Annotated in this window: 15 protein-coding genes and 2 tRNA genes; 3 read left to right on the top strand and 14 right to left on the bottom strand. The window is 33.7% G+C overall.

Annotated elements, in window-relative coordinates; translation table 11 throughout:
• Positions 1–44 precede the first annotated feature (44 nt).
• The 3 genes from ACJ6WR_RS12200 to ACJ6WR_RS12190 are packed head-to-tail and all read right to left on the bottom strand — an operon-like array spanning position 45 to position 1,664.
• Complete coding sequence (locus ACJ6WR_RS12200; RefSeq protein ID WP_039116829.1) at positions 45–758, bottom strand: DUF4184 family protein; 714 nt, start codon at positions 756–758, stop codon at positions 45–47.
• Between the two features lie 3 nt (positions 759–761).
• Positions 762–1,238, bottom strand: a complete 477-nt coding sequence (locus ACJ6WR_RS12195; RefSeq protein WP_409415384.1) for a hypothetical protein — start codon at positions 1,236–1,238, stop codon at positions 762–764.
• A 42-nt stretch (positions 1,239–1,280) separates the two neighbouring features.
• Positions 1,281–1,664, bottom strand: coding sequence for a hypothetical protein (locus tag ACJ6WR_RS12190; RefSeq protein WP_039116292.1), 384 nt, complete (start codon positions 1,662–1,664; stop codon positions 1,281–1,283).
• 50 nt (positions 1,665–1,714) lie between these two features.
• On the opposite strand from ACJ6WR_RS12190, the gene ACJ6WR_RS12185 reads away from it, so the two are divergent.
• The gene (locus ACJ6WR_RS12185; RefSeq protein WP_039116291.1) at positions 1,715–2,215 is read left to right on the top strand and encodes a DUF456 domain-containing protein; all 501 of its coding nucleotides are present in this window, start codon (positions 1,715–1,717) and stop codon (positions 2,213–2,215) included.
• Between the two features lie 2 nt (positions 2,216–2,217).
• On the opposite strand, the gene ACJ6WR_RS12180 is transcribed toward ACJ6WR_RS12185, so the two are convergent.
• The 11 genes from ACJ6WR_RS12180 to dnaE all read right to left on the bottom strand — a co-directional run bounded on the left by ACJ6WR_RS12180 (position 2,218) and on the right by dnaE (position 18,655).
• Positions 2,218–3,807, bottom strand: a complete 1,590-nt coding sequence (locus ACJ6WR_RS12180) for an MFS transporter (protein WP_039116290.1) — start codon at positions 3,805–3,807, stop codon at positions 2,218–2,220.
• Positions 3,808–3,811: 4 nt separating this feature from the next.
• On the bottom strand, positions 3,812–4,864 hold the full coding sequence (locus ACJ6WR_RS12175; RefSeq protein WP_409415383.1) for an HlyD family secretion protein: 1,053 nt from the start codon (positions 4,862–4,864) through the stop codon (positions 3,812–3,814).
• 28 nt (positions 4,865–4,892) lie between these two features.
• Positions 4,893–6,239, bottom strand: a complete 1,347-nt coding sequence (locus ACJ6WR_RS12170) for a TolC family protein (protein WP_409415382.1) — start codon at positions 6,237–6,239, stop codon at positions 4,893–4,895.
• Between the two features lie 509 nt (positions 6,240–6,748).
• On the bottom strand, positions 6,749–7,576 hold the full coding sequence (locus tag ACJ6WR_RS12165) for an AraC family transcriptional regulator (RefSeq protein WP_039116825.1): 828 nt from the start codon (positions 7,574–7,576) through the stop codon (positions 6,749–6,751).
• Positions 7,577–7,696: 120 nt separating this feature from the next.
• Positions 7,697–7,770: transfer RNA gene (locus tag ACJ6WR_RS12160), tRNA-Asp, on the bottom strand.
• Between the two features lie 754 nt (positions 7,771–8,524).
• Positions 8,525–8,598: transfer RNA gene (locus ACJ6WR_RS12155), tRNA-Asp, on the bottom strand.
• Positions 8,599–8,684: 86 nt separating this feature from the next.
• Positions 8,685–9,623: a DUF58 domain-containing protein gene (locus tag ACJ6WR_RS12150; RefSeq protein ID WP_039116824.1), complete on the bottom strand. Its 939-nt coding sequence runs from the start codon at positions 9,621–9,623 to the stop codon at positions 8,685–8,687.
• A gap of 8 nt (positions 9,624–9,631) precedes the next feature.
• Positions 9,632–12,196 (bottom strand): M1 family metallopeptidase, encoded by a 2,565-nt coding sequence (locus ACJ6WR_RS12145; protein WP_409415381.1) that lies wholly within the window; start codon positions 12,194–12,196, stop codon positions 9,632–9,634.
• Between the two features lie 87 nt (positions 12,197–12,283).
• Entirely contained in the window at positions 12,284–12,601 is a 318-nt protein-coding gene (gene trxA, locus ACJ6WR_RS12140; protein WP_039113817.1) for a thioredoxin, read from the bottom strand.
• Positions 12,602–13,010: 409 nt separating this feature from the next.
• On the bottom strand, positions 13,011–13,934 hold the full coding sequence (locus ACJ6WR_RS12135; RefSeq protein ID WP_409415380.1) for an outer membrane beta-barrel protein: 924 nt from the start codon (positions 13,932–13,934) through the stop codon (positions 13,011–13,013).
• Between the two features lie 179 nt (positions 13,935–14,113).
• Positions 14,114–18,655, bottom strand: coding sequence for a DNA polymerase III subunit alpha (gene dnaE, locus ACJ6WR_RS12130; protein ID WP_409415379.1), 4,542 nt, complete (start codon positions 18,653–18,655; stop codon positions 14,114–14,116).
• Between the two features lie 236 nt (positions 18,656–18,891).
• Here dnaE and ACJ6WR_RS12125 point away from each other — a divergent pair, with 236 nt between their 5' ends.
• Positions 18,892–20,271: a PKD domain-containing protein gene (locus ACJ6WR_RS12125; RefSeq protein WP_409415378.1), complete on the top strand. Its 1,380-nt coding sequence runs from the start codon at positions 18,892–18,894 to the stop codon at positions 20,269–20,271.
• 7 nt (positions 20,272–20,278) lie between these two features.
• Positions 20,279–21,049: a hypothetical protein gene (locus ACJ6WR_RS12120; protein ID WP_409415377.1), complete on the top strand. Its 771-nt coding sequence runs from the start codon at positions 20,279–20,281 to the stop codon at positions 21,047–21,049.
• The last annotated feature ends 59 nt before the right edge of the window (positions 21,050–21,108 follow it).

Here is a 21,108-nt window from a genome sequence, read left to right as displayed (position 1 = left end):
TAAAAAGATATAGCGTCCCGAAGTTTCGGGAGCAGGAATAGCTTCTAAATAATTTTTCTGTTTCTGAAAATCAATCCGGCAAAAATTAGCGCCAAAAACATGGAGGAAATTGCACTTACAACTACACTCCCTATTTGTTTAAATGTCATTCCTAATGCAAATCGTATACTCAGGATTATTACCGCAATACCTAGTACTGAAAACCAATATTTAAGATTGACTTTATTAGGTTCTTCAATTCGCACAGGTAATTTATAGATATAAAAAAGGATTAATATCATCCCAATTAAAGAACTTAAATGCTGGGCGATTTTATAAATAGGAATTGAATATAAGTCTCCTCCCAAAAAGTGTATTCTTTGTACAAAATACCCATTTATATGTGTGAATGAGTCCCAAAATATATGAGAAAAAATTCCTAATATAAATGAGACTATAACAATCCAGATATTAGATTTAAAGTAATTTAACCAGTTACTTTCTTTAAGAACATATAATCTCTCTTTAATAAAATCAGGCAAATTGTCTATTAATGGTCTTTTTATTATTTGATGAAATAAAAATGCTACTAAAACGCCTAAAGGAATATCTACCAGAAACACACCTAAAAAAGTATGTCCGATATCGCCTTGCATTTTCATTCTGAAAAAATATTCTAAATCGGGAGACATTGACCCAATTACCAAAGCTGTTGCTGAGAGTTTTTTATTCTTTAAAAATGGCAGAACAATAGCTGGGTGCGAAAAAGTAAATGGCACTACTTATTCTACTTTTAGAATTACAGGTAGTATAAATTGTGTTTTTACAGGAATTCCGCGTTTAATAGCTGGATTTACTTTTGGGAAGTCGACTAAACGGGCACGGAGAATGCTATCAATTTTTACTGTATCGTAAGCCACTGAATCTTTTGGGAACTGAGGTTCAAATTTCATTGTGGCATTTGGAAAAATTGTCACTTTTACTTCGATAGTATCTAGTTCTGGATAAAGAATTGCAAGGGTGTCACTGCTTAGTTTTTGCTGGATAAGTTGTGTCATTATCTCGAAGAAACATTGTTGACGTTGCTTTTTATTTTCAATTTTCTCGCAATCGACCACAGATGGAAACTCATCGACTTCTTTCCAGTTAATCGATTTTAACTCTTTTTGCAATAATTCTTTTTCAGAAGGAACCTGCTTCTCAAAATATTGACAAGAGTTAAATGAAAGGATTATTAATAAAAGGGAAAACTGCTTCAAGGATTTGATTTTGAATTAAACTATTAATTTATAAAAATACAATTATTTTTTTTGAGAAGCTTTGTATAATAAATAATCTTCATAGCTTTCTGATAGCCACTCTTCTTTATTTTTTGCCGCAATCTCCTTTTGAGCAGGATATAAACTAGCCAATCGGTCAGAGAAAGTAGCAATTTGTACTGTATAATTATAAAACTGTGTTTTAGTTAAAACTACATCTGGATTGCTTTTAGTTTTAAAAAAATCAAAAAAAAGTGCATCAAAATCTTTCATTGAAAAATTTAATACTTTTTTCTTATTACTTTTATAGATGCTATCCTGAAGTAATCTATCGTCTATTGAAAGTTTTTTAGTTTGTGCATACGTACTTGTATTGATTGAAAAAATCAAGGAACAAAACAATACAAATTGCAAAAATCTAAACATGGACGAATCTAACTAAAGGATTGTAGGCGCAAAATTACAAAAAAAATTATATGGATTCACTATTATTGTTACTCGGCTTTATATGCATGATTGTTGGTATTTTAGGTAGTTTTTTACCTGTTTTACCCGGAATAAGCCTTAGTTGGATTGGTTTATTATTGCTTTATATGACAAAAGTTGTCCCAATGAATTATTGGGTTTTAGGCATTACACTTGCTGTAACAATCATCATTTCTGTCCTAAACTATATCATTCCCGCCAAAGGGACTAAGAAATTTGGCGGAAGTACTTATGGAGTCTGGGGGACTAATATCGGTTTGGTCGTTGGTATTTTTGCCCCAATTCCGTTTGGTTTTATTATTGGCCCATTTGCAGGAGCGTTTATCGGAGAATTAATCTACGATTCTAAAGATCATAATCGCGCTCTAAAAGCTGCAACAGGCTCTTTTATTGGTTTTCTGGCATCGAGTTTTATAAACTTTATGCTTTGCATTATATTCTTCGGACTTTTCCTTACGATTGTATGGCAAAATCGCGCTGGATTGTTCTGAATTTAGAAACTATTCCAAACTCGGTTTTTAAAAACATCAAATGTTTGTTTTAAATGCTGATTGATTCCTAACAAGACTACAACAATTAATAATCCGTACCCAACAGCGGTGAAAATCTCCATATTTGATAACAGAATAGATTGCTTGGTTACTGAACCTAAAATTTGTTTCATCGCCAGAAGATTAGCCTCGTCTGGACTAAAACCTTTACCCACGAAGCTTTGCGCTGTTTGTGCGATTCTGCTTTGCGTTTCGGGATTTTCGGGCGCAATAAACTGTGTCAGTTTTGTAAAGTGTGATTTCTGGAAAAACTTCTCTGCATTTTGCATAATACAAAACCCAATTGTACTTCCCCAAAAACGCCCTGAAACTCCGATTGCTCCAGAATATGGCGCTAAACCTGTAGGAACCGATGACATTGTGAATAAAACCAACGGCACAAACAAAACTCCTACTGCGACTCCTTGCAAAATATATGGTATTGCCATTGCCGATAATGAAATATCAGGCACAAAAAGAAATGTAAACCACAGGTGGAATACGGCAAGAATAAAAAACCCGAGCATAAAGATATATCTCGAAGCTACTGTTTTTGCAAGAAATACTGCCGCAAGAACCATTCCGATTACATTACCTATTACATTAAGAAACTGAATATGCGCCACGCGCGATGGCTCCCAGTTCCAGACACTAAACATTGTACTATGACAAATATTAAGTGTTGCTCTACCGATATAAAAAAGAAAAAACAACAAGAAACCGATTCTTAGATTGGCATATCTAAAAACATTTAAGTCAAAACAAGGTCGTTTTACGTGCAATTGTCTAAAAATAAATAAACCGGTCGAAATTAATGATGCAATTAATGCAAATCGGATTTCGAAAGATTCAAACCAATATTTTTTCTCGGCATATACAAAGAAATATGCTCCGCATAATATGGCAATTAACAGTAAAACAAAACTTGTCCAATCTATTTGATACAGAGGAATTTTTCGATGGAGACGACTATCATTAAACGTTATCATTATTAATAAAACACAAATAATCTGGAATAATGCTGAACCATACGCCATGTATCTCCAATCGTAATTTTCTAAAAGCCAAACAGCAATATTCATTATAAAAGGCGATGATAATAGTAGTGCTCCATAATTAAAGGTGAACCCAATTATAATTGCATTTTTAGATTTAAATCTGGTAATTAATAACTGCCTTAACGGAACTCCAGGTAATGCCATTAGAAAACCTTCGGCCATTCTTATCATTATAAACAATGAAAAGTTCTTTACATAAGCTGACAACATTATAGTAATGGCTACCAAACAAAATACCGCAATCAGATATTTTTTAGTGGGGAAAAATTTAGAAAATCGGCTTTCTATTAATATCGTGGCAAGCAAAGTCCCGTAAGTAACGCACATAGAGAATTGCAAGTCCTCTGGTTCTATATCTAGAAAACTTGATGCATAAGTAACATTTGATGAGTAAACTCCCAACAAAATCATGGAATGCAACATGCAAAAAAACAAGATTACAATGATTGCCCAATTAGGAACCCATGATTTAAAAACGCTTGTATTGTCTAACATTATGTTATTTGTGTTCGGCTACTACAGTTATATTCATTCCGGCACGAAGGAAATCCGTTTGTTCGCTTGTGTCTTTTAATTTTATTCTTACTGGGATTCTTTGTTCTATCTTGATAAAGTTTCCCGTGGCATTATCTGGCGGCAATAACGAAAATCGTGCGCCACTGGCTGGAGATAACGAAGTAACTACTCCTACAAATTCTTTATCATTAATCGCATCTGCGTGTATCTCTACTTCTTGACCGATAGTTAAAAACTGAACTTGAGTTTCTTTAAAGTTTGCTGTAATCCATTTTTCTTTACTCACCATCGACAACAAAGTTTGCCCTTCTTTTATCATTTGTCCTGGTTGAATTGTTTTTTTAGCAACCCATCCGTCATAAGGCGCAGTAATTACTGTGTACGAAAGAAACAAAGCAGCATTATCTGCCAATGCTTGTTTGGACTGAATTACTGTTTGTGCAGTAGGTATATTTGCTGCAGCTTGTGATGTATTTAAAGTCGATGATTCGATTCGGTTACTCATTTCCTGATACTGCGCCTGAGCCGATTCGTAATCTGCTTTTACCTTCTCTAATTGTTGTTCGGTTGCAGCTTCTTCTTTTACCAAAGCTTTGTATCGTTGGTACTCTAATTGTGTTTTCCAAAGATTGGTTTTGGCTGCAGCCAATTGCGACTTTCCAATTGTAGTTGCACTTGCGGTTGTAGCCACATTTTTTTCAACAACAACGCTATTTCTTTTAGCACTTTCTACATCTGCCAAAGCCACATCTAGTCTTGATTTATACTCGCGATTGTCTATAACTAATAAAGTATCTCCTTTATGTACAAACTGATTTTCTTCATAGCGAACTTCCTGAACGTACCCAGTAATCCTGGACATAATAGGTGTAACATATTGCTCAACCTGAGCATCATTAGTTTCTTCGTGATTTTTATTAAAAACATAAAACCAAATTCCCAAAACGATTCCGCTTAAAACAAGCACGCATGCAATAACAGTTATCAATGTATGAAACGACTTATTAGCTCTTGTTTCATTTTTTATCTTTACCATAAAATTCTATTCTCTTTTTAAAATTCAATTATTTTAATAATCCTGCAGTATGAAGCAATTCATAATGTTTCATTTCGGCATCAATTCTCGTTGCGATTTTATTATATTTTGCTTGCAGCAACGCATTATCAGCATCGACCATTTCAGTGATCAGAACCAATTGGTTCAGGTACTTTAACTTAACAATACGATAATTCTCGGTTGCTAATTTTAATGCTTTATCGACAACTTTAATCTTCTCCGTGATTTCTTCATATTGCGTATGATTTCTAAATAATTCATCCTGAACTTTATTCTTTACAATTTCCGATTGGGTTTTCTGTAATTCAATTCTAGAATTTGCAATATGTACTTTGGTTTTATTTTTATATAATCCCGACAAACTAAATGTAGCTTCGATACCAACTTGCCCTAGACTATACAAATAAGGATTTGGTGGAAAAAACATATAATTGGGATATTTTAAATTATAATCTCCAAAGAAATTTATCGTTGGATAATAATTTCCTTTTGCCAATTTCAATTCTGTCTTCTTGATTTCCATTTCCTGATTTGCAATTCGCATCTCTTCATTTTGAAGTGTATTATTTAAATAGAAATTGTAATTATCCATCTTTACATCTTCATTAAAACTTGCAGTTGTATCAATCGCTATTTCTTGTTCTTCGGGTAACTGAAGAATTGTTTTTAATTCATGAAGTGCTATTTTGATATTTTTAGAGTTTGTCAAAGCATTCAGTTCACGATCCGAAAGTTGAAGCTCTGCTCTTAAAACTTCATTCTTGGTAATTGTACCGTGATTCTTTAAGGATTGAACTTCTTTAAGTCGGCTTTGCTCCTCTTTAATATTTTCATCAATGATTTTTTGGAGTTCCATCATTTTCTGAATTCCCAAATAAGTAGCAATTACTTCTAACTGAATATCATTTTCTGCTTTTTCGCTTTTTACCTGAGCAATCTTACTCTCTTGGTTGGCAATTGCGATAGCATTGTTGATCTTATTCCCAGCATATAGTGGCACTTTAATAGCCGTTCCTATATTATACATCTCTGGAATTGTATGGGTTACATCTTTATCTTTTAGAAACCCTCCTTTAAACTCTGTTAAGTTTGTAACACGAGAATAACCTCCATTAAAATCAATTTCAGGCAAACGAAGTTCTTTGGTTTCTTTGATATTCTCTTTAGAAATATCAACTTCGATGCGAGATTTAAGTATGTTTTTGTTGTTTTCTTTTGCAATTTTTATCGCTTCTTGTAATGAAATCGGATTTATTTGCTGAGCTTGTAGTGTAGTTATCCCAAGTAAAATCAGGATTAAAGCTATTTTTTTTGGACGATAACACTGTATCGAAAACCATTTTTTAAGGAACATGAAAGTAGTGTGATTTATTCACTGCAAAGTTCTTTCATTTTATAATTGCCTGATAATTCTAAAAAGTCAATAACATATTCATTTCGGACAAATTTTAACAATTGGGTTTTTCATGCAGATTTCGCAAAAAAAACACCAATAGTCACACTATCTATCATAATCCGAATGCTTTTTGCTCCCGCAGATTCGGCAGATTTAGCAGATAAAAAAATTGCTAAATTATTTAGAAACATAGAATTCGTATTAAAAACAACAAACAAAATCCTTTTATAGACTCAAAAAAAATCTGCCGAATCTGCTAAATCTGCGTGAAAACATTTTACTCACTCAAATTCAATAGCTTTTAGAAGATAAAAAAAAATGATAAATTATTCAGGAATATAAATCTGTATTAAAAACAACAAAGAAAACTTTTTACTTATTTAAAAAATCTGCCGAATCTGCGTGAAAACATTTTACTCATACAGATTTCGCTAAAAAAAACCAATACTCAATAAGTAGATTACCTTTTACAACTTCCCTCTTTTCAGAATGTTTTCTCCATTAAGATAATCAGAAGGTCGTTGTCCTAAAATTTTAAAAAACGTATTGCTAAATGTTGGCACACTACTGTATCCTACTTCTTGAGCTACTTCTTTTACAGATAATTTTCGATCAAGCAGCAATTCAATTGCTTTTAATACTCTTCTGATTGTATAATATTGAATAAAAGACATTCCTAAATCTTTCTGAAACAAACGATATAAAGACTTCTCACTATATCCAAATTGATGCGCAACTTCTCCAAACAGAATCGTTTCTCCTAAATTATTTTCAACATAACGCAAGATTTTACTCAAGCGAGCATCTTTTGGCAAAGGCAATTCTAGTGGTAAATTGGTTAAACAAATTTGAGGTAATATTGCTTTGATAGCTTTAGCAATCACAAAATTCGGACTTCCTTTTTTAAGATCACCATTCCATTGATTCGTAAAAAGCATCATTTGAAGTAGTAAGTTATTAACTGGATAAATACCTTCTTTTTGATAAAAAACATCTTCATCCTTTTCTACAGGAAAGTATAAGTTTCGCATCATCACGTTTTCAGACTTTGGATGAATGCTGTGTTCAATTCCACTTGGAATCCATATAAAATGTCTTGCTGGTAAAAAATACGTTTTGGTTTCAGTCGTTACAAATACAACATCGCCTTCCGTATAAAGAAATTGTGCCTTATTATGTTTATGTGTAGGAACATATAATTCCCCCATCAAATCATGATAACAATAAATACTTTTTTTATCAGTATCTACCGTTTTAATATAGTACTTGTGTTCTTTATGAATTGAATGTTCCATTGTAGTACGTGTATATCGACAGACTTTTGCGATATATAAATATAAGGAAGATAATTAAGCGGAGTGGAATTACTATAAAATAAAAAAGCCTTTCTTAACAGAAAGGCTTTTCCAATATTGCGGTCTGGACGGGACTCGAACCCGCGACCCCATGCGTGACAGGCATGTATTCTAACCAACTGAACTACCAAACCAACTCGCTTTATTGTGGGGCAAAAGTACAACAGAAGTTGTGATTCTACAAGCTTTTTTCGTGTTTTTTAAACAAAAAAAATCGTTATTTTTTTAATCCATTGATTTCTATTAAAGTAGAAAATACTATTTTCCCATCATATAAATAATATCAGGGCAGATATCCTCTTTTTAACGCATAATTGGAATAAACGTATTTGAAATTTGGATTTCATTACCTATTTAACCGCAAAGATTACAAAGTTAAAAAACGCAAAGTCCGCAAAGCTTAATTAAAACTTTGCGGACTTTGTGTAAATCTTAATGTTCTTTGCGGTAATCTTTTTTCGTAACTCTAGATTTTGTACTTGATTCCTAATTTAACCGCAAAGGAAGCAAAGAGAAAAAAAACGCAAAGTCCGCAAAGCTTAATTAAAACTTTGCGGACTTTGTGTAAATCTTAGTATTCTTTGTGGTTAAATTATTGCCACACGAACACTCATCCATCTTAAACAAAAAATCCACAGAACTTAATAAATCAAGCTTTGCGGACTTCGCGTAAATCTTAGCGTCCTTTGTGGTTAATTTTTTCGGGTTAATTTCCCAAACCAAAAAGGTCTTAAATCAAAAAAGCCATCCACAAAAGTGGAAAGCTTTTCATTGGTCTAACTACTAAACCCGGTCAGCTTACAAGGCCGACCAAACAACACAACTAATCTTAGATACCGTATTTGGGCAAAAAAGCCTTTCTATAAAGAAAGGCTTTTCCCAATATTGCGGTCTGGACGGGACTCGAACCCGCGACCCCATGCGTGACAGGCATGTATTCTAACCAACTGAACTACCAAACCTCTGCGTTATTGCGGTTGCAAAGATAGTATAGAATTTCGTTTCTGCAAGTCTTTTTGTAAAAAATTTTAATTTATTTTTTTACTTATTATCCAAAGTTTTGTTTTTCAACCAAGTAAGTAGTTAATATTTTTTCAAAATTATCACCCACTGCGACCGGAACATACTTAATTCTGTTCTGAGCACAAGTTAAAGCCAGTCTCTTAAAATAACTTTCAACCTCTTTTTCATATTCTATTTTCACATTATCAGCAAAAACAGCCACTTCTTCACCAGTTTCCAGGTCAATAAATTTGCGTGGCGCATTATCAAAGTCAAATTTCACTTCTGTTTCCTTATCTATTACATGAAACAAAACCACTTTATGCTTATTATGTTTAAGATGTTGCAATGCATTAAACAATAATTCCTCTCCCGACGCATCGCCACTGGACTGAAACATATCTGTAAATAGGACAATCATCGAACGTCTGTGGATTTTCTCCGCAATTTGATGCAAATACGTAACCGTATCTGTTTTTTTACTCGTCTTAGGTTTTTCCAGAAGTTCTTCCAGTTTATTAAGCAACATTCTATGATGACGATCACTCCCTTTTTCGGGTGCGTAATACTCATAACTATCCGAAAACACACTCAAGCCTACTGCATCACGTTGTTTCTTTAAAATATTCATTAAAACAGCCGATGCCAAAACCGAGAAGCCTATTTTATTCTCATAAAAAGATTGATTTGCTTTTAAATCAGGATAATGCATCGATGCCGAGTTATCTATTATTAAATGACAACGCAAGTTTGTTTCTTCTTCAAATCGCTTTGCATACAAACGGTCTGTCTTGGCATACAATTTCCAGTCGATATGCTTAGTGCTTTCGCCAACATTATACACTTTATGCTCAGCAAATTCTGCTGAGAAACCGTGAAACGGACTTTTATGCATTCCCGAAATAAAACCTTCCACAACCTGATTAGCCAACATCTCAAGATGCTGAAAACTAGAAATTTTCTCTATTTGCGATTCAATCTTCATTCGATTTCTTATTTTATTTTTTGCGCTCGATACAAACCATCTGTCGATTGCAGCAATTTTCTCTTTAATATTGGACTAAAATTAGGATTTTCTTTTAAAAATCGTTGTACTTCATCAAAAGCATATTTCGACGAATATTTCCCAATAGTATTATTCAACCAGTCTTTTGGAAAGAAAATATCTCCTGTTCGCTGAATCTCACTCACTAAATCCAATGAAAACCTAAGATATTTCTGAGCACTTTCCTGACGTAACGGATGATGCACATTTGCCAAAGCAACCGAAACCCAAGATTCCTTCTCTCTGTTCTTCTCGTCTTTTAAAGACATCATAAAAGCTCCTCTAACAGCATCTTCTTTTGATAATGAAGGAAGCAAGAAATCAAATCGCTTTTGCTTATCTGGATTACTAATCTCCGCTCTTGTTTTACTTAAAATCTCATCCGCCTTTTGATGTTTAAATATAGCCAAATTCATAGCCATACTTGTATAATCATCTTCATTTAATTTTAAATTAGTAATTACCTCTTCTTTAATCCATATTCGGTATAATTTTTCCTTTCCCGAATCAGAATAAGCAATAGAACTAAACAATCCAAACAAAGTCTTTTTAATATTTTTTGGCAAATCCGTTTGTAAACGACTATAAACAACCTCCTCAAGCTTTTGCTGATTCACAATTTGTTGCTTATCCCCAAGGAATTTCCAAAAAATAGTATTTAATTGACTTGATAATATCTTAATAACCAATTCATTTTGCTCCACTTTAATTCCTTCCAAACAAGCATCAAAAGTCTTTGCAGGAGCAACCGTACCCGCTAGCATGTTTTCATAAAGATTAATATAACTATAAGCTCTTGCTACCTCATCGTTTATTGTTGTATAATCCAGATTATTTACATCTACAGGAAAAACACCATAACCCAACCCATTATAATTATATATAATTGTCATTGGCTTAGCCAAACCTAAAATACCATCTACCTTTGTTATTTTATCCTTTACAGCTACTTTAATTACCTTAACACCATCAGGATAAACCAATCCTATATCAAAAAGCTGCGGCCAAAGATTATTCGATTTATCCTCTGCCTGTTGATAAATTTCAAAACGTTGTATACGATTTACAGAATCATACTCAATATGCGCTGTAAGAATAGGTCTTCCCGATTTATTAACCCAAACATCACTCCATTTCTTAATATCCAACGGAGATTCAGCATCCAGAATTTCAACTAAATTCTCCCAATTAGCATTATCATTAGCATATTTCTCAATATACTTCTGAATACCTTTCTTAAAAGCCTCTTCTCCCATCGAAGCTTCTAATTGACGCATCATAATTGGTGCTTTATTATAAATGATACTTCCGTAAAGCGATCCTGCGTTTTTAAGATTTGCTAATTTTTGCTTAATCGGATGTGTTCCCGCAGACCTATCTTCGTCATACGCACTAGGATAATGTGCTGTTAAAAACTGTAAACCATGATTTACCTTCGGAAAAATTGGATTCATGATTTTATCTGCCATAAAATTTGCAAAAACCTCTTTCATCCATACATCATCAAACCATTTCATAGTCACCAAATCACCAAACCACATATGAGCAGTTTCGTGAGCAATAAGCTTAGCTCTATTCAATTTCTCGCTATCAGTAGCGCTGTTATCCAAAAACAAAGAAGACTCCTTATACTGAATAGCTCCCACATGCTCCATTCCTCCATATTGAAATACAGGAATCGAGGCAAAATCTAACTTCTGAAAAGGAAACGGATATTGTGTATATTGCTCCAAGAAACCTAATGATTGCTGATGTAAATTAAAAATAGTATCTGTACTTGCTTTTATTTTATCGGGATTATTTTCCCTGTATAACATTGTCATCGACCTATTACCACCAGGGTTTTCGGTGACTTTTTTAAATTGACCAGCCACAAACGAGAACAAATAAGTACTCATTTTGTCTGATTTTCCAAACTTATAAGTAACCGTTTCTCCCTTATCAAACTTCTCTTCTACACTCGCACCAGCAAGAACAGCCCAATCCTTTGGCACAGTAAGACTAAGCACATAAGTTGCTTTAATATCAGGTTGGTCAAAACAAGGAAACAACGTACTAGCTCTATCAGGAACTAACAGCGTATAAAGAAAATCATCATTCCTGTTCAACGATAAATCTCCTGCTATAAATGAAATTTCAACTTTATTATTACCTATCACTAAGCTCTTTTCAGAAATAACGATATGTTCTTTCTCATGCACAATAGCAACATTTTTGCCGTTTACAAGAATCGATTTTAGGTTCTGCGATTTTTCATTAAAGTCTAAATACACAGGACGACTTAAATCCAACAATTCAAACTCTACAGCAAGACCCGAAACAATCTGCTGGTCTTTTTTATCAGGAATTGCAAACGCTAATTCATACGTTACATCCGAGATTTGCTGTTTTCGGAAGATCGCCAATTCCTCAGAAACTCCTTTTTCCAATATAAACTCTTTCTTTTTTACAGATTGAGACCAACAAATACTAGTTAGGACAAAGAAACTAAGGAAGCAGTAAATAATTTTCATTTTAGGAATAGGTATTGATATTCGTTAAAAATAAAAAAAGGTTTGACTTTCGCCAAACCTTTCTATATAAATTATAATCGGATTCGATTACAACAATGCGTCTAAACTATCTGCGTAAGTTTGTTTCGGAGCAACTCCTACTTGTTTACCTACTACTTCACCGTTATGAAAAACCAAAACAGTTGGAATATTACGTACACCGTATTTTGCAGCAAATTCTTGGTTTGCATCTACGTCTACTTTTCCTACTACTACTTTTCCAGCATATTCAGTGCTTAATTCGTCAATGATTGGTCCAACCATTCTACAAGGCCCACACCATGCTGCCCAAAAGTCAACCATAACTGGTTTATCTGATTTCAAAACTACTTCATCAAAAGTAGCGTCTGTTATTGCTAATGCCATTTTCTTTTTTGTTTAAAGTTTAACCCTCAGACTTCGCTTCGGGGGACAATTTTTAATGAGTTTCAAACTCGAGTACAAATTTAGAAATTTAAAATCAATTCACCTCAATTTACAAATTAGTTTTCATTATAAACGCATTACAAATTTCTATACTTCTATTGCTATTTAAGCAATTTCAGGAGCTTAATCCTGCTATCAGCTATATCTTTACGGCTTAAAGAAAGCCCTAAAAGGATACCGCTTCTATCAGGGCTAGCACCTTAGCAATCCACAAGAGTCTTTTCTACTTTATCACGCTTTAACTCAACACCAAAAAGCTAAAACACAATAGATTCCTAATTAGAATTAAAACAAAAAAGAGGATATTCTTTCGAACATCCTCTTTTCTAAAACTATTAAAGTAATTATATTACAAACTATATTTAAGACCTAAAGTAAGACCTAAACCTGAAATACCAACGTAAGAGCTTAATTCATCCATTGCTTGTGTTTTATCAACACCATTAGGATTTGTCAAAGCATTATTAGAAGTTGTATTTAAAGAATTTCTGTAATTTGTATGTATTTGAGAAGTTGATCTAGTTGCTAAAGCATCTTTTCCATTAACCGTAAATTCAGTAGTTTCTTTAGTTTTTCCGTGTACAGTAAAGTTACGGTATTCTAATTCAGCAAAAACCGAAATGTTTTTTCCTAATTTATATGATGTTCCTAAAGCAGCAACAAACCCAATAGTAGGATTTGGTTTTACTTTATCAACACTACGAACATCTCCAAAAGCAATTGGAGCTCCCGTTGGTGCAAAAGCAATCGGTGCGTATGCATCAGTAGTGATTTCTAAATCTCCATGAATAGGAACTAAAACTCCAACTTTAGTATACGGCTCAAAACCTTTGTGTTCTCCTAAAAATAACACTAATGCTGGTGCTAAATCAAAAGCAGTAATTTGACCTACTGATTTAAAACTATACACTCCAGCTGGCGTAATAGGCACATCTGATCTGGTTTGCGCCATTGTTTTATCATTACTAGTGTAATAATTAACCCCTAACTCAACCCCTAAACGAGCATTAAATCTATAACCAGCAGTAACACCAGTTCTAAAACCTTCACCAAAAGAACCTGTAACACTTTCTTCAGAAACTAACTTACCCCCAACGTAAGTTCTATCCAAAGGAAGATTTCCTCCTACTGTAGGAAACTCAGTTGCGGCAGTTTGCAAGAAATATGACCCGCCTAATTTAAAATACCAGCTTTCTGGTTTTTGTGTTTCAGTTTGAGCTACCATAGTCATAGAACAAACCATTAATCCTAATAAAAAAAGGTTCTTTTTCATAATTTTTTTCTTAAATAATTTATACAAACATAAAATAATTTAACAGAATGTTCTCTTTATGCATTGGGGCAATAGGAGCGCAATCGTTGTAATTAAAAGCAATGATACTAAAAAAATAGTATGCATGCATAATTTTAACGTAAAAAAAACACATTATTTAAAATTTTAACTGTTAAAATTTAATTCAGCTTAAAATTTATCTGCATTTTCTCTAATTCTTGCAATAACTCAGTCGAAATCTTAATTTTTAACCTTCTACTCGGCATAGTCAGCTTAGTAACCACACTTATTTCTTCCACCTCAGTAACCTCAGGTGTTTTTGTAGCAGCGACTTCATCAGCATCATTTTCATCATTTTCATCAACAAAAACAGCATCTTCAGTTTCTTCAAACTCATTATTCGTTTCAACCTGAACCAAGCGTTTTACTTTTTCTAATTCCATGATTTCAAAAGTTACCTGATTATCGCCTTTATTCTCACTAAACAAATGACTCAACCTATGAATAAAATCTTCATGTAAATCTTTTATGTTCAACAATAAAATCAACTTTTTAGCAAAAGCTTCCAGAATATCCTGCAATTGTCTTATTTCGACAAATTGCATTCTTGGATCAGATTTTTTACCTGTATCATGATTTACCCATCCATCTTTAATTAATATTTTCAGGAAGGCAAAATTATTCTGAATCAGGAAATGGCGGAACTTCAGGTATTCTTCACCAAAAATCTTAAACTCATAACTTTCATCATAACCCTCTAAATTAAATACCGCCCAGCCTTTTCCGTTTTTTGCCACACGGTGTTGCACGTTATTTATAATTCCTGCAAAATTTAGATTTTTACCCACATATTCATTCATACTTTTCAGCGATTCTAATCTCGCATTACAAAAGTATTTCATCTCAAATCTAAAATCATCAAGAGGATGTCCAGAGATATAAATCCCAACAACTTCTTTCTCTTTAGCCAGTTTTTCCATCGTACTCCAGTCTTCACAAGGAGGTACAACAGGCTCGGCAATTTGCACTTCACTTGTTTCTCCAAACAAACTCACTTGCGATGAGTTTTCGTTTTCCTGAAACTTGGATCCATAACGAATTGCTTTTTCATAAAAAGTAATTCCGTCTCCATCATCATGAAAATATTGCGCTCTTGTAGTTCCTTCAAACGAATCAAAACCACCAGCCAAAGCCAGATTTTCGATTGCTTTTTTATTCGCAGCACGCAAATCTATTCGTTTAGCCAAATCAAAAATCGATTTATATCTACCGTCTTTTCTACTTTCTACAATTGTTGCCACTGCTCCAGAACCTACTCCTTTGATAGCTCCCATTCCAAAACGCACAGCATATTCATCATTTACAGTAAACTTATAAAACGACTCGTTTACATCTGGTCCTAAAACCTGTAATCCCATTCGTTTACATTCTTCCATAAAAAATGAAACCTGCTTAATGTCGTTCATATTATTAGAAAGTACCGCAGCCATATATTCAGCAGGATAATGCGCTTTTAAGTATGCTGTTTGGTAAGCAATCCAAGCATAACAAGTCGAGTGCGATTTATTAAAGGCGTAACTCGCAAATGCTTCCCAGTCTTTCCAAATTTTCTCCAGAACTTTTGCATCGTGACCTTTTTTAGCCGCTTGTTCTACGAACTTAGGCTTCATTTTATCCAGTACATCTTTTTGTTTCTTACCCATCGCCTTACGCAAAACGTCGGCCTCACCTTTTGTAAAGTCAGCCAGCGATTGCGACAAAAGCATTACCTGCTCTTGGTAAACCGTAATTCCGTAGGTTTCTCCCAAATATTCCTCACAGGCATCTAAATCGTATTTGATTTCTTCTTCGCCATTTTTCCTTCTTACGAAAGAAGGAATATACTCTAATGGTCCCGGACGATACAAGGCATTCATGGCAATTAAATCTCCAAAAACCGTAGGCTTCAGATCCTTCATATATTTCTGCATTCCGGGTGACTCATATTGGAAGATTCCAACTGTTTCTCCTCTCTGGAAAAGAGCATACGTCTCAACATCATCAATCGGAAAAGTATCCGGATCCAAATCAATTCCGTTTCTATATTTTACTAGTTTAACAGTATCTTTTATCAAGGTAAGGGTCTTCAGACCCAAGAAGTCCATCTTCAGCAATCCTGCACTTTCTGCAACTGAGTTATCAAACTGTGTTACATATAAATCAGAATCTTTTGCTGTAGTAACGGGAACGAAATTCGTAATATCCGATGGCGTAATAATTACACCACAGGCGTGAATTCCGGTATTTCGCATCGATCCTTCAAGGATTTTTGCTTGTTGAATTGTTTCACCGGCCAAATCATCTTCATTGGCAATAGCAATTAACTCTTTTACATTCTCAAATTCATCCGAACGAAGTGCTTTTTTAACTTCCTCCTCACTTTCAGAAATAAAACGCGCTAAATTCCATTTAGACGGCATCATACCCGGAATCAGTTTTGCAATTCTATCAGCTTCAAACAATGGCAAATCCAGTACACGAGCCGTATCACGAATCGCCGATTTGGTTGCCATTTTACCATACGTAATAATTTGCGCAACCTGATTCTGTCCGTATTTATTAATTACATAATCCATAACACGACCACGACCCTCATCATCAAAATCGATATCAATATCGGGCATGGATACACGATCCGGATTAAGGAAACGCTCAAAAAGCAAATCATACTTAATCGGGTCAATATTCGTAATTCCTAAACAATATGCTACAGCAGATCCAGCAGCCGATCCACGACCAGGTCCTACCGAAACGTCCATATTTCTGGCTTCGGCGATAAAATCCTGAACAATCAAGAAATAACCCGGATAACCAGAATTCGAAATCGTTAATAACTCAAAGTCTAAACGTTCCTGAATAGATTCTGTAATTTCTCCATATCTCTTTTTTGCACCAACCATAGTAAGGTGACGCAAATATTTATTTTCACCTCGAACTCCACCATCAGCTTCATCCTCAACAACTACAAACTCCTCAGGAATATCAAATTTAGGAAGCAATACATCACGATAAAGCGAATAAATCTCGACCTTATCTACAATTTCCTGAATATTGATAATCGCTTCTGGTAAATCTGCAAAGAGTTTTTTCATCTCTTCAGGTGACTTATAATAGTACTCCTGATTGGGTAATCCGTAACGATATCCACGACCACGACCAATTGGCGTAGCTTGTTTTTCACCATCTTTTACACACAATAAAATATCGTGTGCATTGGCATCTTCTTTATTTAAATAATAAGTATTATTAGTCGCAATTAATTTGACATCGTGTTTTTTAGAAAACTCAATCAGCGTTTTATTCACACGATTTTCATCTTCCTGATTGTGTCGCATGACTTCAAGATAAAAGTCATCTCCAAATTGTTCTTTCCACCAAATCAAAGCTTCCTCAGCTTGGTTTTCACCAACATTCAGAATTTTACTCTGGATCTCTCCGTATAAATTCCCGGATAAAACCATGATATCTTCTTTGTATTTTTCAACAATAGCACGGTCAATTCTGGGAACATAATAAAACCCATTCGTAAAGGCAATCGATGACATTTTTGCCAAATTGTGATACCCTTTTTTATTTTTGGCTAATAATACAACCTGATTTCCGTTGTCTTTCTTGGTTTTATCTAAGTGGTTATCACAAACATTAAACTCACAACCCACGATTGGTTTTATCTCAGTTTCTGTTGGTTCTTCACCAGCCTCAACCAAAGCTTTATTTTTTCCAGAAGCAGCTTTATTATGATTCATAACGGCGCTCACAAAATGAAAAGCTCCCATCATGTTTCCTGTATCGGTCATAGCAACGGCTGGCATTCCGTTTTTGGCTGTAGCCGAAACAATATTACCAATCCCAATAGTCGATTGCAAAACCGAAAACTGCGTATGGTTGTGTAAATGCGAATATTTTGCCGCTTTAAAATCTTCTCTGTCAGAATGAGAAACCGTAGTTTCATTACCAACAGATTCCAGAGCTTTTAATTGCTCTCTGATTTTATCAGAAGCTGCTTTTAAATTGATGTGTTTTAAACCAATTAACGGAAATTCCTGAGGATTCCTATTCTGAAATTCCTTGAAATAATCCTTCGGAACATCCAATTCTTCTTTGGTAAAAACCTCTCTTCTTATTAACTCCAAAAAACAACGCGTAGTTGCCTCAACATCGGCAGTTGCGTTGTGCGCTTCTGCGAAAGGTTTTTCAAAAAGATAACTATGTAATTCTGTTAACGTTGGTAACTTAAATCTTCCTCCACGACCTCCCGGAAGCTTTAATAATGAAGCAGTAACCTCAGTACAAGTATCCAAAACTGGCATAGAACTCATTGGAGATTCCACGCCCATTCTATGAAACTCGGCTCCCATAATATTAACGTCAAAACCTAAATTCTGACCTACTATAAATTTAGTCTTGCTTAATGCAATATTAAATTTCTCCAGAACTTCTGCCAATGTGATTCCATCGGCTTCAGCCAACTCTGTAGAAATTCCGTGAATACGCTCAGCATCATACGGAATATTAAATCCTTCAGGTTTTACCAAGTAATCCTGATGTTCGATTAATTGCCCCATTTCGTCATGAAGCTGCCAAGCGATCTGAATACAGCGAGGCCAGTTATCAGAATCGGTTATTGGAGCATCCCAACGTTTTGGTAATCCAGTAGTTTCGGTATCGAATATTAAATACATAGTTTTCTTTAAAAGACAATTTTTAAAATTCCAAAATCTAAACTTCACCGCACATAATCTACTGATTTAATGCGTTATACAAAACCGTGAAATATAAAATAGAGGAAGTTCAAAATTACGCTTTTTTTCTGCTTAAATAAATAAAGAATTACAAAACATAGTTGTTAAAAAATTTGATTTATTTTCTTATAAAAAAGATATCTTTGGTGGTATAAATCAAAAATCATTTTATTTTTATGAAAAAAATCTACTTTTTTACATTTATTTTATTAAATCTACTTAATTCCTGTAGCAGTAATGATGACTCAGAAAAAAACAAACTTACAGCATCATTTAAATTATCCGCAACTAAAGTTAATATTGGTGATGAGATCAAAGTAACAAACTTATCCACATCTAGTGCTGAAATCGCTTCTTATACATTTGTTTTCGGAAACAATGTAAAATCTACAGAAAAAGAACCTACCTTTTATTATTCAGAATCTGGGGAATATACAGTTAGTCTAACTATTATAGATGTAAATGGAGCTGCTTCCAGCACCTCTATTAAGGTAAGTGTAACTAATGAAAATTCTCTTTTAGTTGAAAATAAAAATCCTGGCGGCTCAGACACCTACCCTCTCGAAATAGGCATTCATGACAATAAAATATTCTATACGGAAGCCATTAGATCAGTATTAACATCAAACTCAAGTTTTTACAGGCATTTAGAATATGATGATGTAACTAGAACTTTCACCACTAAAGTTATAGCTCAGAAAGGAATTAATTCCGGACATGCACAAACGATTTTTCTAAATAACGGAAACAAAATTGTAACATTTGTTGAATCTATTAATTACATCGGACATAAAGAAGTAGAATTAAACTCTGACTGGAATTCAATTCGAGCGGATAATTACAGTTACAAAACCATTTATGGCTCACTACAAAACAATGACCAATACTATTTTTACGGATCCTACAGCCAAAATCCTGCAATAGAAATCAGAAATAGTGCCGGTCAGTTTGTAAGTAGAAAAACATATGAAAACACTCTTAAAAATGCTTTTATTGGAAATTTAATTAAAACAGGAAATACATACATTGCTTTTGGAGGTAAATACGACACATCTCAAACAGAAGCATTTACGAATTACAAACCAATATTATTATTTCTTAATGAAAATCTTGAAATAACAAATCAAAAAATATTTGAAACTGGTAATTTAAAGAAGGTTGGACAAAGTTGGAATAACTTAAATGGCTCTTTTATAGTGAGAAAACTAACCAATGGAAACTTAGTACTATACAGTCATAATGAATTAAGAATCACAACGGATCAAGGTGAACAGCTAAACGTAATTACTTTTCAAAATAGTGATTCCTACATTCAAGGTCTTATAGAAGTTGAGAATGGCTTTATAGTATCTAGTGCTTATAAGTTAGAAAAATATGATAATAATGGCACATTAATCAAGTCAGTTCGATATCAAGGATCCGGTAATTCAGGTTTTGTAAAGAAAGGAGATTTAATTTATTTTGCAGCTGGATACGGAGCATCTTATGAAAACTATTCGCTAAATAAAGCAGCACTTGGAGCAATGGATTCTAATCTTAATTTTAAGAAGATATAAATTAAACATGAAAAACTTAGTAATTGCCATGATCTTGAGTATTTCCTTTGCGGGAAATGCTCAAGATATAACTGATTGGCAAGTTGGAATAAATTTGAATCCTTTCTTTTTCACTAGAATAAATTCAAACTTCCTTTATAATAAAGACAAACAAGATTTGCCAAATGGTTTTGGTTTTGGACTCACAATCGAAAAAAACTGGAATGACAGTTGGGGTGTAAAAACTGGGTTTGAATATTCGAAACAAAACGAAAAATACTTTTTTGATGTCGTTGGAGACAATACAAGTATAAAATCAAGTTTTGAGTATTATAAAACTCCCATAACTGTTCAATATTATTATCACTTAAAAGAGAAATTATTTTTAACATTTAATCAAGGAATACAGTTTTCTTTTCTGAAATATTATAAAACAATTGCAGAAGATGAATATGAAATAAGAACACATACTTCAGATTATAGTGAATATATTTCTTATCAACATCCAGAAAGAAATCAATATTATAGTGACGAAGGAAAAATGCACAAAAAAACTTTATTTGGTATAATTGGTTCAATTGGTTTAAAAGGTTTTCTGTCAGATAAAATTTCCTATTCTACAAATTTAAGATATGAATATGATTTCACTTCTGCAGATAATTTCCCTTACTATTCAGACACACCTGATTGGAATGATTCTAAAAAAACTACACATAATTTACGAATTGGGTTAGAATTGGGTCTGCAATATCATTTTTCAATAAATGATCGCTTTGATAAAAGCCCACATCGATTGTAAGGATTGGTAGCTATAATAATCAATCCAAATTATTAAAACTCGTTATGTTTTTGATAATT

It is taken from the genome of Flavobacterium sp. PS2, from assembly GCF_046250155.1.
GTDB lineage: Bacteria > Bacteroidota > Bacteroidia > Flavobacteriales > Flavobacteriaceae > Flavobacterium.
The sequence above is the reverse complement of the archived record's forward strand: the minus strand, read 5'-3'. Positions and strand labels throughout refer to the sequence as shown.

Bases quoted from the DNA above. Each gene is read 5' to 3' on its own strand.
- dnaE (WP_409415379.1), bottom strand. From the start codon at position 18,655: ATGTATTTAATATTCGATACCGAAACTACTGGATTACCAAAACGTTGG.
- ACJ6WR_RS12145 (WP_409415381.1), bottom strand. From the start codon at position 12,196: ATGAAAATTATTTACTGCTTCCTTAGTTTCTTTGTCCTAACTAGTATT.
- ACJ6WR_RS12180 (WP_039116290.1), bottom strand. From the start codon at position 3,807: ATGTTAGACAATACAAGCGTTTTTAAATCATGGGTTCCTAATTGGGCA.
- ACJ6WR_RS12165 (WP_039116825.1), bottom strand. From the start codon at position 7,576: ATGGAACATTCAATTCATAAAGAACACAAGTACTATATTAAAACGGTA.
- ACJ6WR_RS12185 (WP_039116291.1), top strand. From the start codon at position 1,715: ATGGATTCACTATTATTGTTACTCGGCTTTATATGCATGATTGTTGGT.
- ACJ6WR_RS12120 (WP_409415377.1), top strand. From the start codon at position 20,279: ATGAAAAACTTAGTAATTGCCATGATCTTGAGTATTTCCTTTGCGGGA.
- ACJ6WR_RS12175 (WP_409415383.1), bottom strand. From the start codon at position 4,864: ATGGTAAAGATAAAAAATGAAACAAGAGCTAATAAGTCGTTTCATACA.
- trxA (WP_039113817.1), bottom strand. From the start codon at position 12,601: ATGGCATTAGCAATAACAGACGCTACTTTTGATGAAGTAGTTTTGAAA.
- ACJ6WR_RS12190 (WP_039116292.1), bottom strand. From the start codon at position 1,664: ATGTTTAGATTTTTGCAATTTGTATTGTTTTGTTCCTTGATTTTTTCA.
- ACJ6WR_RS12170 (WP_409415382.1), bottom strand. From the start codon at position 6,239: ATGTTCCTTAAAAAATGGTTTTCGATACAGTGTTATCGTCCAAAAAAA.
- ACJ6WR_RS12135 (WP_409415380.1), bottom strand. From the start codon at position 13,934: ATGAAAAAGAACCTTTTTTTATTAGGATTAATGGTTTGTTCTATGACT.
- ACJ6WR_RS12150 (WP_039116824.1), bottom strand. From the start codon at position 9,623: ATGAAGATTGAATCGCAAATAGAGAAAATTTCTAGTTTTCAGCATCTT.
- ACJ6WR_RS12125 (WP_409415378.1), top strand. From the start codon at position 18,892: ATGAAAAAAATCTACTTTTTTACATTTATTTTATTAAATCTACTTAAT.